This window comes from Streptomyces carpinensis, assembly GCF_002154505.1.
In the GTDB taxonomy this organism is placed as follows: Bacteria; Actinomycetota; Actinomycetes; order Streptomycetales; family Streptomycetaceae; genus Streptomyces; species Streptomyces carpinensis.
Map to the genome: position 1 here is coordinate 1 of NZ_MUBM01000515.1, position 13,853 is coordinate 13,853.

The following is a 13,853-nucleotide window of genomic DNA, read 5'->3' on the forward strand; positions in this document are numbered from 1 at the left end:
CGCCCGCGGGCGCTCCCCAGCTCTTCCGGTAAAGCGCCTTGAAGTCGATGCCGGGAGGACCGGCGAACAGCTGCCCCGCCGCCGGCAGGTTGTGGTCCTTGTCGGTGACAACAAGGCCGAGCCCTTCTGGGACCGCGGGTCGACCGTTCAACGCTCGCGCCATGTTGTCCATCGCCGCGTAGCCGAACCACTGCCGCGCCGTGACCTTGGTCAAAGCGGTGACCCGCCCCTGGTGGACGAAGTCGAACGTCTCCTGCACGCCCTCACCGCCGAAGATCAGGGTGTTGGTCATGCCTGCCTCCCGCACCGCCTGCACGCCGCCCAGCACGCTCATCTCCACGTCCCAGTCGAGGAAGATGGCATTGGCGTCCGGATGCTTGATCAGCGAGCTGCGGAAGGCCTGGATCCAGGGACCGTTCTGCACGTGGTCCGTGATCGCGTACTTGATCTGGTCCACCATCTTGCAGGTCTTGCACTTCGCCCACTGCGCGCGGAAGCCCTCGTCCGCCGCCCGCAGCTGCGACTCGGCCGTGTTGAAGTTGTAGATGATCTTCGCCTGGCCGTTGGACCGGTTGATGATGTAGTCGGCGCTCAGCGCGCCCATCGCCCGGTACCAGGCCATCGAGTCTTTGATCTTCTCGTTGTAGAGCATCGGCGCGGTGTAGAGCGCGGGCCCGCCGTTCGCTGAGCAGTCGGGGCTCGCCGCCCCCATCACCAGCACGTGCGCGGACTTCGCCTCCTCGAGCGCCTGTTGAACGTTCGAGCAGTTCATCCCGTAGAGGATGATCCCGTCCGCGTGCGCAGCGATCGCCGAGCGGATGGCGGTGGACTGCGCACCGCCAATGTTGTACTTGCCGTCGGCGATCGTCACATCGATCCCAAGGGCCCGACCGGCCTCCTTCGCGGCCTGGCCCGGAATGAGACAGGCGGGGGTGCCGGAGGAACAGGTCACCCACCAGACCGACTTGCCCTTCAATGCCTTCAACGAACCGAAGGACGTCGTGGGCGGCCTACTGAAGGCGCCGGTGTAGAGGTCTTTCATCGGCGGCACGCCGGGGGTGACCACCTTGTCGGGGGACGGCGCGACGAGCTGTCCCGATGAACCGGTTGAACGGGCGGTGGTGCCGCCGTCGGAGCACCCGACGAGCAGCGCCAGACTTGCTAGACCGGTGACCAGGCTCGTGAACACACGTCGTCGTGATGGTGAGCGCACAGTGCTCATTCCTCTCGTTGTGGTGCGGAGTCGTCTCGTCGGCCATGTCCCCCCGCAGTGCTGCAACCGGTAGGTTGATCTTCAGGAGGACGTGTCCATGCCGCTTTCGGGGAGGTAGCTGCGGGGAATGCGACCCGCTCGTCCTGCGTCTCGACGGGGACGGCGGTGGTGAGGCCCTCGGGAGCGTCTGAACTGGGGAAGATCTGGACGCCGTCGACGCGGCGTTCGATCTTCCGACTGACCCGTTCCAAGAGGCTGGTCGCCTGGAACTGATGCGGTCCGGGGCCGGGTGCGGCAGACGATCAGGGCCCTGGAAGGCCTTGACCGGATTGTCCACACCTCAGGTGGACAGGCCCTGCGCGTACGCCTCCATGGCGACCGTGGCGAGCTGGCAAGCCTGTGGACGCGCCGTCGGTGGGCCGGGGAAGGACGGCGGGCGCGGGCCTCTGGGATCGGTAGTGCCAGGTCCCCCGCGCCGCGCCCCTGTGGCCTACGCGGTCGGCACCCTCTCCCACCGCCGTCGGCGCACGTGTACCGGCGTCGATCCGGACGGTGGCCGGAGTTCCGTGATGGCCATCCCACATGGCCAGAGGCTGTGCGGAGATCGCTACTCCACGGCTCGACGGCGCACCATCGTCTCTGCGGGTGTCGGTCAGCCCCGCATGGCCTCCATCTGGATGGCCTTGGCCCGGCGTTCCCGGCTCCGGGCGATCAGCGTCGACGTGGCGACGCTGAGCACCAGGACGGTGCCGTTGAACACCTGGCTCACCCAGGACTGTGCGCCCAGCAGCGTGAACCCGTTGACGGCCACCGACACAAGGAACACGCCGAAGACCGTTCCCCAGACGTTCGGTCGACCGGGGGTGATCGCCGTCTGCCCCAGGAACAACGCGGCGAAGGCCGGGAAGAGGTAGGAGACGGCACTGGTGGCGTCCCCACCCCCGCTGCGGATCGTCAGAACCGCACCCGCCATGCCGCCGAGCAGACCGGACAGGAGGAAGGTGATGAAGATCGACCGGTCCACTCGGATACCCGCGAGCCGGGCGGCGTTCTCGTTGGAACCGATTGCGGCCAGCTTGCGCCCGAACGGGGTCTGGGTGATCAGGAACCACACGATCAGCGAGGCGATTATCAGCAACCAAAACGGCCGCGCGATCCCGATCCACCGGCCGGCGCCCCACTGGCCCAGCTGCGGAGGCATCCCGCTGATGATCGTCTCACCACCGGTGTAGGCCAGCAGCAGGCCGCTGAGCAGTATGTAGGTGCCGAGAGTGACGATGAACGGGCTCAACCGCAGCAGGGCCACCAGCACCCCGTTCACCGCGCCGGCGACCAGCCCCGCGAGGATCCCCACGACCAGGCCCAGCCAGATCGGCTGGTGGTGGGTCGCGAGCAGCGCCGCGACCATCACGTTGGAGACACCGGCGATGGCCGGGACCGACAGGTCGAAGTACCCCGCGACCAGCGGGATGACCATGCCGATGGCGATCAGGCCGGTCACGGACTGGTTCGCGAAGATGTTCTGGACGTTGGCCGTCGTACGGAACAGCACACCGGTCGCCGGCGCGGCCGCGAACAGCGCGATCAACAGCAGCAGCAGGATCGGCACGCCGGAGCGTTCCAGGACGTCGGCGACCCGCGCCCTGGTGGTCCGCCGTTCGGGGTCCTTTGTCCCGGGCTCGGTGGCGCTGCGCTGCGCCGTCGTCGCGTCAGCCATCTCTGTCTCCGCTCTTGGCATCGTCTGCGTAGATCAACTCGGTCAGGCGGTGCACATTGAGGTCCGCACCCGTGACCTCGGCCACGATCCGGCCCTTGCGCAGGACGAGGGCACGGTCGACGTTCAGGGTCAACTCCTCGAGGTCGGAGGCGACGACGACGGCCGCACCCCCGTTCTCGGTGACCTCGCGGACGGCGGTGTAGATGTCCGCCCGGGCACCTACGTCCACCCCCTGGGTGGGCTCGTCGAGCAGCAGCAGCACCGGGTCGCGGCGCAGCCAGCGGGCGATGATCACCTTCTGCTGGTTGCCACCGGACAGGGACTTCATCTGCACCGAACCGGACTCCGACTTCACCCGGAACCGAGTGCGCAACTCGGCGTCGTCCCTGCGCATCGCGGCGTTGCGGAACCCGGACCACCGCCAGTACCGTCCGAGCACCCCGACATCGAGGTTGTCGTTCACCGGGAGATCGGGGAACACGGCGCCGCGCGGGCGGTCTTCAGGGATCATCACGACCCCCGCGCCGATCGCCTGGTCGATCCGGCGGAACTCGGCCCGCTTGCCGTTGACCACGACCGTGCCGGACTTCTTGGGTAGGTCACCGCAGATGCTGCGGAGCAGTTCGGTGCGCCCCGAGCCGAGCAGGCCCGCGATGCCGACGACCTCGCCGGCGCGGACCTCCAGGCCGATGTCCGTGACCGGGCCGGCGGTAAGGCCGCGGGTCTGAAGGACGGGGTTGCCCAGAGGCCGCGCGCTGTGCCGCATCCCGATCTCGTCCGCACGCCTGCCGAGGATGGACTCGATCAGCTCCGACTCGTTCAGCTTGGCGGTCTCGTGCCGGGCGACCACCCGGCCGTCCCGCATGACGGTCACGCGGTCGGTGAGCGCCAGCACCTCGTCGAGGCGGTGGCTGACGAACAGGATCGCGTGCCCCTGCGCCGCCAGCCGCCGGATGGCCGCGAGCAGCAGCTCGACTTCGTGCGACGGCAGGGACGCGGTCGGCTCGTCGAGGATGACGATTCCCCGGTTCTCGCTGACGTCCTGCAGTGCTCGGGCGATGGCGACCTGGGCCCGTGTGCCGACCGGGAGGTCGCGCAGCAGATTCTCCGGGCGGGCGGGGATCTCGAAACGGTCGATCTGGGCCTGGGCCCGCCGCCGAGTCTCCCGCCACTGGATACGGCCCCGTGCCACCGGATACCCGGAGCCCAGCATCATGTTCTCCGCGATGCTGAGGTCCGGGAACACTGCCAGGTCTTGGTGCACGACCCGCAGGCCGAGCTCGTGGACCTGGGCCGGCTTGACCTGCGTCACGTCGATGTCGACATCGTTGAGGAGGACGGTGCCGCTGTCCGCCTGGAGCACGCCGCTGAGGATCTTGATGAGGGTGGACTTGCCGCAGCCGTTCCCGCCGCAGAGGGCGTGGATCTCGCCGCGACGCAGCGTGAGGCTGATGTGGTCCAGGGCGCGGGTGCCCGGGAAGACTTTGGTGATGCCCCGAGCCTCCAGGGCCACGGGGCCACCCTCGGACGTCGTGTTGTCGAGGACGTTAGAGACTGCCGGCGTTCCCGCCTTGCCCCTTGTCGCAGGGGGTTGATCAGGACGAGAGTTCATATGGCCTCCGGCCACTTGCTGGTACGGCATGCCGTGGATCATGCGATATGAGTCAATTCGCTAGATGCTGGCCGAGATTTGGTCACCCCGCCACGCCAGCGTCAACCTTGCCGTTGACGCAACTTCGAACGTTCGTCCGTGGACAGTGCGACGCGGCGGGTCACCGCTCACGCACCGGGAATCGCGCGAGGCCGGGTATGGGCGGGGATGCCCCGGATCAGTACAACTTCTCGCGTCGCCCCGGCTACTGGGGCGACGATGCGCTCCGGCTTCCGCAGGGGTAACGCGCATGCCACCGTGAAGTTCGGCTCGCCCGTCCCTGCGGCGGTCCGAAAAGGTCGGTCCGGAGCGCACAGCGGCTCAGCTCACAACCAGGGCCCGGCCGTGGATCTCGCCGCGGCGCAGCCGCTCGACGGCCTTGCCGAGGTCGGCCAGCCGGGCGGTCTCGGTCACCATGCCGCCCACGTTCACTCGACCACTGCGGATCGCGTCCAGCGTCGTGAGGATCTCCCGCCTGCCCATTCCTCCTGCCAGGGCGCCGGTGATCCGCTTCTGGTCGATCACGAACTGGGCGCCCTCGAAGGTGATTGGGACCTCCCTGACGCCCGCGACCACCACCCGGCCGCCGATCCCGGAGCCCTGTATCGCCGGACGCGCACACTCCAGCGCCTGGTTCGCGGTCAGAGTTTCCCCGACGCAGTCGATCACGAGGTCCGCGCCACGCATGCCGCCCCGGCCCATGGTGGCCCGGACGTGCTCGACGAGGTCGCTGGTCCTGCTGTTCAGGGTCGACGTCGCGCCGAGCTCGCGGGCGAGCGCCAGGGCGGCGTCGTCGATGTCCACGGCCAGGACCTGCGCCGCCCCGGCGCATGCGGCGCCGGCGATGGCCGCGAGTCCGACACCACCGGCGCCGATCACGACGACGTTCTCACCCAGCGAGCACTCTCCCACGTACACCGCGGAGCCCAGGCCGGTGATCAGCGCGCATCCGACCAGGGACAGGGCCGGGTCGGTGTCGGCGGCCGTGAGCGGTACGAGGAAGGATTCGTCGACCAGCGTGTGAGTCCCCCAGGTGAAGATGCCGTCGATCGTCTCGGCCACGACACCGTCGCCCAGGTCGACGGTCGCCCACTGCGGGGTCCGGACACCCTCGCCCGTGACCGGGATCCAGGTGACGACGACGCGGTCGCCGACGTTCAGGTCCCGGACGTCTGGCCCCACCTCAGCGACGACGCCCACGCCCTCGTGCCCGAGCAGGTAGGGCGCGCCCGAGCCGTGGAGGGTCATCTGCCTCAGCTGGCTGCGGCACAGGCCGGAGGCCTCGATGGTGACGAGGACCTGATGACCGGTCGGCGAGGGCAGGATCACCTCCTGCATCGTGATCCCGTCTTGTCCGGCAGTGTGGACTGCCACGGTGGCGCTCACGCTCATCGCGATGATGCTCCCTTCTCTGGGGTGAGGACGAGTCGGACCGGCCATGGTCCGCGCCCGCGTGGCCGGCCGCGGCGGGGCCGGGCAGGTCTCACCGGACCGGGATGGGGCCCGGATGCACGGTGGTGTGGGGTGATGTTTCAGCTGACGCCGACGTGGCCCAGGGCCCTCGCCGGTGGCGTTCCGCCCTCGATCGATCCGCGGGTGGCGGCCGGCCGAGAGCGGCCTCGCCGCTCAGTGCCGCGGGCGAAACGGGCGGCGGTCTCGACGACCTCCGCTCAGTGCGACCGCGGAGCCGGGATCCGCGACTGCGTGGTGCGGGTCCTTCAGTTCACGTCGTCGCACACGATCGCGCCGCCTTACCGCCTGGTTGCCGCGTGGAGTTTCGGATCGGCCTGCCGCACTCGACTGCGGTCCACTGGCCCACCGCGGTGGCACCAGTGCAGCAGATCTTGTGGACCAATGAGTTGTTGGGTGAGCGGGGACGGCGTCCGTCCCCCGAGCACGACGTCGAGCATCCGGACCGGACGCGGACCTCGCGCCGGTGTCGCGCCCGTCCCCTCCCGAGCCGTCACATGAAGACGGACTTGAACTCCAGGTAGTTGTCGATGCCCCAGGACGCGTGCTCCCGTCCCAGTCCGGAGCTCTTCATGCCGCCGAACGGCACCGACATGTCCACGTCGTAGTTGTTGATGCCGATGGTTCCGGTGCGGATGCGGCGAGCTATGTCCAGCCCGCGTGCCCGGTCCGTGGACCACACCGAGCCCGCGAGACCGTAGTCGGTGTCGTTGGCGATCCGCACGGCCTCGTCGTCGCCCTCGTAGGGGATCACGACGATCACGGGACCGAAGACCTCCTCGCGTGCGATCTGATCACTGTTGTCGACATCGGCGAAGATGGTGGGCTCGACGAACCAGCCGCGAGGGAGATCGGCAGGTCGGCCGCCGCCGGTGACCAACCGGGCGCCGGAGTCGCGGGCGATGCCGATATAGCGCATGACCTTGGCCAGATGGTGCTCAGCCGCCATGGGACCGCAGGTGGTCTCCGGGTCGAGCGGGTCACCGACGCGCAGGTCACGGGCGAACTGTTCGACCGTCTCGACGACTTCCTCATAGCGGGACCGGGGGGCCAGGATCCGTGACTGAGTGGTGCACGTTTGTCCGCTGTTGGGGAACGAGGCGTTTCCGAGCCCGTTGTAGAGCGTGGTCATGTCGGCGTCGTCGCACACGATCGCGGCCGACTTGCCTCCGAGTTCGAGGGTGACGCGCCGTATGAGTCTGCCGCATTCGCCGGCCACCCAGCTGCCGGCGGCGCTCGACCCAGTGAACGCGATCTTGTCGACATCCGGGTGGGTCACCAGCGTCCGGCCGGCTTCGGCGTCACCGAGAACGATGTTGAGTACCCCAGGCGGCAGGCCGATCTCCTGCGCGATGTCGGCGAACACATAGGTGTCGAAGGCGGCATCAGGAGAGTGCTTCAGCACGATGGTGCAGCCGGCGGCCAGCGCCGGAGCCACCTTGAGTGCGGCAGTCGGCTGCGGGAAGTTCCACGGAGTGATCGCGCCGACAACCCCGACCGGCTCACGCCGCAGGAGCGAGCCACGCTCGCTGGCCTCGACCGGTTGTTCCAGTGGGGTATTTTCGATCAGGTCCGCAGCGGTCCTGAAGATGCCCGCGGCACCCAGTGCCGCCCCCGTTGCCGTGGCGATCGGCATGCCGTTCTCCCGGCTGCAGGTGGTCGCCGTCTCCGTAGACCTGCGCTCCAGCGCGTCGGCGAATTCCCGTATGAGGGCGGCGCGTTCACTTACGCTGGTACGGCCCCAGGGCCCGTTGTCCAGCGCCTCCCGCGCGGCCTCGACCGCCACTTTGACGTCGGCGGGGGCACCCAGGGCGGCGACTCCGAGCGCCTCGCCCGTCGCTGCCTCAACGGCGGTGTGGGTCGCGTCGGTGAGCGGCTTGACCCACTGGCCGTTGATGAAGAACTTTGTGCGACGGAGTTGCACGTCCGCTCCGCCCGGTGACGTCATGGCGTCCACGCTGTCCATGCGCATGCCTCCTCGTCGAGGGTGATCCGTGGTGGATCCGGTTCGGAGCGTAACCACGGAACGGCGAGCTAATCAACTACCGCGTTGACAGTTTCCCGGGGGCTCAATCGCCGGGAAATCCGCCGATGAGCACGACCGCGTCACAGGTCGGCGCCGATTGTCAACGCGAGTATTGACAGGCTCGGCGGGGCGATGGGAACGTCTCAATCTCGCTCACCCGAGGAGACGTGGGTGCGAGCCGCCATCCCCACCGGCAACATCACCGTCCCCCAAAGAGCGTTGGCACGGCGCGAGTACGGCACCCGTCGTCCGGTCACCCCGGCAGTGCAACACGGCAGGAGGACGCTCCCGCGGCGGAAATCCTCGGGACTCCCCACGCTTCGGTTCCGGGCTCCGTTCCTTCGGAGCCTGCCGCCCGCCGTCACCCATCTCGCCGTGCGCGATGTCATTCCAGAAGGAGTCGAAAACGTGAAAGCGTCAGTGTGCGCGGGCATCGGTCAGCCTTTCGAGACACAAGAGGTGGAGATCGCTTCCCCGCAGGGCCGCGAAGTCCTGGTCGAGGTCCGCGCTTCCGGACTGTGCCACAGCGACCTGCACCTCGCGCAGAACGAGTTCGGCCTCCTGTCCTGGCCCGCGGTACTGGGTCATGAGGTGGCCGGGGTGGTCAGCGCCGTCGGACCGGACGTCGCCGAGTTCCAGCCGGGCGATCATGTCGTGGCCTGTCTGATCCAGTTCTGCGGAAGATGTTCGAACTGCCTGACGGGGCGGACCTACCAGTGCCTGATCCCCGACGCCGGCAATCGTGCTGGGTCCGAGGGACCTCGGATCTTCGGGGAGGCCGGACCGGTATTTCAGGGATACGGGATTGGCGGCTTCGCGGAACAGGCCCTGATCCATGAGAACCAGCTGGTCGCGGTCCCGAAGGATCTCCCGTTCAGCGCGGCGGCACTGCTGGGGTGTGCCGTCGTCACTGGTGCCGGCTCAGTGATCAACGCGGCCAAGGTGCGGGTCGGGGAGTCGGTTGTCGTCATCGGCACGGGCGGCGTGGGACTCAACGCGATCAGTGCGGCACATGTCTCCGGCGCGACCAGGATCGTCGCCGTCGACGTCGACCTGGAGAAGCTAGAACTCGCTCGCAAGTTCGGCGCCACCGATGTCGTACACGCCCAGGCGTCCGATACGGTGGAGCAAGTGCTTGCCATCACGAACGGTGGCGCCGACCACGTCTTCGAGGTCATTGGCCTGGCGTTGACTCAAGCGCAGTCCTACGACATGGCGAGAGTGGGCGGAGCAGCCTATCTTCTCGGCGTCGGGAAGCCGGGTACCACGCTGGAGCTCGATTCGAGCGTGAAGGTCCTGCACCGGCAGAAGTCCCTGCAAGGGGTCAACATGGGGATGACGAACCCCAAGACCGACATCCCGATCTACGCCGAGCTCTACCGGCAGGGCAGGCTCAACCTGGACGACCTCGTATCGCAGGAGATCGGCCTGGGCGACATCAACGACGCGTACCGCGATCTGGCCAAGGGCGGAATCGTGCGGTCCGTCATCACATCCTTCTGAACCATCTGACCGGCAACCCGGCCGACCGGCTCCGAATCAGGTAGCACCGATCGGGCGAACGGGCCGCCGGCGGACGGAGATGAGCACGCGACCACCGAACCTAGGAGTGTCTGATCAGGAACCGGTCGGTCGTCATTCGGACACCGCCCGTCGGCCCAGACACAACTCGCTGGGCCGACGGGCGCGCCAGACCTCGGCACGTCCGGCCGCTTTTCCATATCGGCAACAACGCCTGCGCATGCTTTCTGCCTCATCCGCACCTGATCGCACAGGTTCAAAAGGGGACAGCGTCAACATTAGTATTGACGCTGTATGGGAATCCCCCTAGCGTCGGCTCCCAAGAGTTACGTGGGATACCCGTGAATCGCCGGACCCTGTTCACGCTCGGCAAAGCCGGAAACGCCGGTCGGAACGCAGGACAATCCATCAGATTTGCTGTTTGACGAAGGGCTAAGTCCATGAAATTGGCGCTTGACCGTCTGTACGGCTCGCGTCGGCCGACCGCTCGCTTTTCGGTGCCGGGAATCCTGATGGCCAACGTCGTTCTGATTGTCGTCGGCACAACCGTACTCGGGGTCGATCTCTTCGGGCACGCAAGCCTTTCGACGCTCACACCGACAGTTGGCGTGATGGTCCTGGCCTCCTTGGCGCAGGCATTCATCATCGGTACGGGCGGCATCGATCTCAGCATTCCGGCTCAGGTCAACCTTGTGGGCGTCATGCTCCTGAAGGTTCCTGAGGGAGATTCAGGGCGGATGCCCCAGTCCCTGCTGATGACACTGGTCGTGTGCCTGGCCGTCGGGCTGGTAAACGGCCTCGTCGTCGAGTTCATGCGCTTGGACTCACTCGTCGTGACGCTCGCCTCCGGCCTCATCATCAGCGGAATCACCCAGATCTACCGCGGTCCGATCCTCGCGGTGAGCAATGTGCCCGGCAGCTGGTCCGATTTCGCCGGCGACTCGGTCGGCCAGGTCAGCGTGATCCTGCTCCTCGCGCTCGTCGTAACCGCTCTGGTCGCTGCCTGGCTGCGGTTCCACACCACCGCGCGACTCGTCGCCGCAGGCAGCGTGTCGCGGGCTGCCGCGGAGATGAGCGGTCTCAACGCCACGCGACTGCGGCTGACCGCCTGGCTGGTGAGCAGCGGCATCGTCTGGCTCGCCGCAATACTCCTCGCCGGTCGCGTCCGGACACCGGACATGACGCTCGGAGACCCCTACCTGCTGAGCCCCATCGTCGCTGTGGTCCTCGGCGGTGCGGCTCTGACCGGCGGCCGGGTGCGGGCAGGTTCGACGGCGCTGGGAGCGGTCTTCCTGGTCGTGCTCGACCATGTCCTGCGCACCCGGGGCTATTCATCGGGCGTTTCCATGGCCTTCCAGGGCGTCGTCCTGTGCGTCGGCCTGGCGCTCATGATGACCTCGAAGGGCTTTCGACTCCCCATTTTTCGCTCCGGTCCACCGGCGATGAACACCGATACATCATCAACGGTTTCCAGCTGATCAAGCCAGAAAGAACGCGGTGTCAACTGTGCTTCACAGGTTCTTTTCTCGCCGCCATAAAGCAGGCATATCCGCGGTAGCGGTATTTGCCTCACTGACGCTCAGTGCTGGCGCATGTGGCCAGGCACCCACGTCCACTCAGAGCCTGCCTGCCCGTGCTGGTACTCCCAGCGATTCGATCGTGGACCTGGGCACCATCTCCGATGAGGTCGCCCAGCACACCCTCAACAGCGCCCTGCTGTCCTCCGAAGTACGTTTGAGCGACCAGCCGGAAGTCATCCAGGAGGCCATCAAGCGCTCGTCGATCAAGCTCACGCCGAAACAGCTCGACACCGCCTTTAAATGCTGGAACAGCACGGTATGCAAACTGGGCGATGGACCGGTCACGATCGGGATGCCCGACTGGGATGCCACCATTCAGTGGCACAAGCTAAACAAGATGAGCATGATCCTCCAGGCCATGACCTATCCCAGTGTCGGCAAGCTCATGTTCACCGACGGCCAGAACGAGATGGCAAAGTACCAGGCCGACATCCGTAGCCTCGCGTCACGGGGCGCCCACGTGATAGTCGAGCTCAACTCATTCGGAAAGTCCACTTATCCTGCCAATAGGTTCGCGCAGAAACTGGGCGCCAAGGTCGTCACCTACATCTCCCCGCAGCCCGACGCTCCGTCGGACACCATCACCTCTCAGATCCACCTCGACAGCTGTGCCATGGGCAAGGCCATGGCCCGCATCGCTGACCAGAAGCTCCGTCTGACCCGCCGGACCGCCATCTTCAACGGTGTTCCGGGCAACCCGCTGGGAGTCGAGTGGAACCGGTGCTACGAGCAAGCCGTGAAGAAGTCCCGGGTCGGCGTCAAGCTGGACACCGGATGGACGCCGGCCGGCACCTTCAGCGCCGCTTCGGCAGTGGTGAGTTCCGGCAAGAACTACAGCGCCATCCTCTTCGACTACGCGGATCCGGTGCCGCAGGTGGTCGACGCCTTCGACAAGGCTGCTATCCGCGTTCCCGCAATCATCACGTGGACGGACAACAACGGCCTGGCGAAGATCTGGGAGAAGAAGCAGGGCACCCCCGGAGCCTTCCCCTTGTGGTACACGACCTCGCACATGTGGTCGTCACGGGCGAGTGTGACCATTGGTATGGCGTCGCTGGCCGGCCACGTTCCCGCGGAGATCCTCTCCCCCGCCCCGTTCGTCCAGGCCAAGCGTGGTCTCTACGAGGCCGATCGCCCTGACGACTACCCGGGCTCAGATGTGATGATCCCCGACGAGCTGCTCTCCCGGATGCTCAAGACAGGCTGACCGCCCACATCACACGAGGGGGTCCAGCTCCAGGCCGCCCCTCACATGGAAGGGGTTCTCAGGTGACCGACAACCTGACCTTTGATTCACATGAGCGCGCCGAGATGCAAGGAACGAGTCCGCGACTGGCGGTCAGCGGGATCAGCAAACGCTACGGCGTCGTGCAGGCACTGGACGACGTGAGCTTCGATGTATCAGCGGGTCAGATCCACGCTCTGGTTGGCGAGAACGGTTCTGGCAAGTCCACGGTCGTCGGGATCATCAGCGGCACGGTCCAGCCCGACGCCGGCGTCATCTCCATCGACGGCGGCGCGGTGACCAGCCGACGAACCGCGGACTCGCAACGAGCAGGCGCCATCACGGTGTTTCAGGACGGATCCCTCATCAAGGACCTCTCGGTCGCGCAGAATCTGTACCTGGGGACCGACAGGGCGCAGCGTCCGGCCTATCGCCGCATCGTTGCGTGGGCGACCGAACTGCTGGCATCCCACGGCATACGCATCGACCCGACTATGAAGGCCGGCGATCTCGCGCCCGGGGACCGACAACTGCTGGAGATCATCAGAGCCATCTCCCGCGAGCCCAAGATCCTCATCCTCGACGAAGCGACGTCGGCGCTCGACGCACAAGGCGTCGACACCGTGCTGCTCCTGATGCGGCAGGTGGCGAGCCGTGGGACCGCGGTCCTTTTCGTGACCCACCGGCTGTCGGAAGTCGAGCGTGTCGCAGACACCGTCACGGTACTGCGCGACGGCCGTTACCAAGGCACCCACGACGCGCCTACGACCGCACTGCAACGCCTTGTTGAGTTGATGGCGGGTACGCGCGTCGACATGGAGTTCCCGGAGCGGAGCGACCAGTCGAACGGCAAGGTGCTCCTCCAGGCGAAGGACTTGGCCGGCCCCGGCTTCGGTCCTGTCGACGTCGAGCTGAGAGCCGGAGAAATCGTCGGAATCGCGGGTGCGGATGGCAACGGCCAGCTGGCGCTGCTCCGCGGACTGGCGTCACTCGGGGAGACCCACGGTCACGTACGCACAGGTGGCACCAGCATCCGCAGCTATCGGATGGCCGTCGAGCGTGGAGTGGTGTTGCTGGGGTCCGACCGGAAGAACGAGTCGCTCTTCAGTGCGCTGTCGGTCGGCGACAACATCGGAATAGGCGTGCTCGGCCGACTGTCGAGCATGGGCTTCATGCGCCTCAAGCGGGAGCGGTCCTTCATCGAGGATTCGATCGAGGAATACCGCATTCGCGTGGGCAACCCCCGGCAGCTGCCGTCGGAACTGTCGGGCGGGAACCAGCAGAAGGTCGCGCTGTCGCGCGTACTCGCCATGGATCCCCGTGTCGTGCTCATCGACGAACCCACTCAAGGCGTGGACGTCCGGTCACGTATGGACATCTATCGACTGCTCCGGCAGGTGGCCGACAAGGGTCATGCAGTCGTTGTCGTCAGTTCGGACGCGTCCGAACT

Annotated in this window: 9 protein-coding genes; 4 read left to right on the forward strand and 5 right to left on the reverse strand. The window is 66.8% G+C overall.

All coding sequences use genetic code 11. The features are described from left to right. From BZY54_RS45165 to BZY54_RS45185, 5 genes are all read right to left on the reverse strand, one after another. A partial coding sequence (locus BZY54_RS45165; protein WP_158104015.1) for a sugar ABC transporter substrate-binding protein occupies positions 1–1,189 on the reverse strand: 1,189 nt, incomplete at its 3' end. Positions 1,190–1,865: 676 nt separating this feature from the next. Then, entirely contained in the window at positions 1,866–2,930 is a 1,065-nt protein-coding gene (locus BZY54_RS45170) for an ABC transporter permease (protein ID WP_158104016.1), read from the reverse strand. Continuing rightward, positions 2,923–4,443 carry a sugar ABC transporter ATP-binding protein gene (locus tag BZY54_RS45175; RefSeq protein WP_244217655.1) on the reverse strand — a complete coding sequence of 507 codons (1,521 nt, stop codon included), beginning with the start codon at positions 4,441–4,443 and terminating at the stop codon, positions 2,923–2,925. The genes BZY54_RS45170 and BZY54_RS45175 overlap by 8 nt, the downstream gene beginning before the upstream one ends. Before the next feature lie 459 nt (positions 4,444–4,902). Then, the gene (locus tag BZY54_RS45180) at positions 4,903–5,973 is read right to left on the reverse strand and encodes a zinc-binding dehydrogenase (protein ID WP_158104017.1); all 1,071 of its coding nucleotides are present in this window, start codon (positions 5,971–5,973) and stop codon (positions 4,903–4,905) included. Between the two features lie 571 nt (positions 5,974–6,544). Further along, a complete protein-coding gene (locus tag BZY54_RS45185; protein ID WP_244217656.1) occupies positions 6,545–8,017 on the reverse strand; it encodes an aldehyde dehydrogenase in 1,473 nt (490 codons plus the stop codon). A 231-nt stretch (positions 8,018–8,248) separates the two neighbouring features. Between BZY54_RS45185 and BZY54_RS45190 the strand changes: the two genes are divergently transcribed. The 4 genes from BZY54_RS45190 to BZY54_RS45205 form a co-directional block, all read left to right on the forward strand. Next, positions 8,249–9,580, forward strand: coding sequence for an alcohol dehydrogenase catalytic domain-containing protein (locus BZY54_RS45190; RefSeq protein ID WP_244217657.1), 1,332 nt, complete (start codon positions 8,249–8,251; stop codon positions 9,578–9,580). A gap of 458 nt (positions 9,581–10,038) precedes the next feature. Next, positions 10,039–11,076, forward strand: a complete 1,038-nt coding sequence (locus BZY54_RS45195; RefSeq protein ID WP_086731169.1) for an ABC transporter permease — start codon at positions 10,039–10,041, stop codon at positions 11,074–11,076. A 181-nt stretch (positions 11,077–11,257) separates the two neighbouring features. Continuing rightward, complete coding sequence (locus BZY54_RS45200; RefSeq protein ID WP_086731170.1) at positions 11,258–12,385, forward strand: substrate-binding domain-containing protein; 1,128 nt, start codon at positions 11,258–11,260, stop codon at positions 12,383–12,385. 62 nt (positions 12,386–12,447) lie between these two features. Then, positions 12,448–13,853, forward strand: a 1,406-nt coding sequence (locus tag BZY54_RS45205; protein ID WP_143668312.1) for a sugar ABC transporter ATP-binding protein, incomplete at its 3' end; no start/stop codon positions are given.

Excerpts from the sequence above, each read along its gene's own strand:
- BZY54_RS45170 (WP_158104016.1), bottom strand. The coding sequence starts at position 2,930 with ATGGCTGACGCGACGACGGCGCAGCGCAGCGCCACCGAGCCCGGGACA.
- BZY54_RS45180 (WP_158104017.1), bottom strand. The coding sequence starts at position 5,973 with ATGAGCGTGAGCGCCACCGTGGCAGTCCACACTGCCGGACAAGACGGG.
- BZY54_RS45185 (WP_244217656.1), bottom strand. The coding sequence starts at position 8,017 with ATGGACAGCGTGGACGCCATGACGTCACCGGGCGGAGCGGACGTGCAA.
- BZY54_RS45195 (WP_086731169.1), top strand. The coding sequence starts at position 10,039 with ATGAAATTGGCGCTTGACCGTCTGTACGGCTCGCGTCGGCCGACCGCT.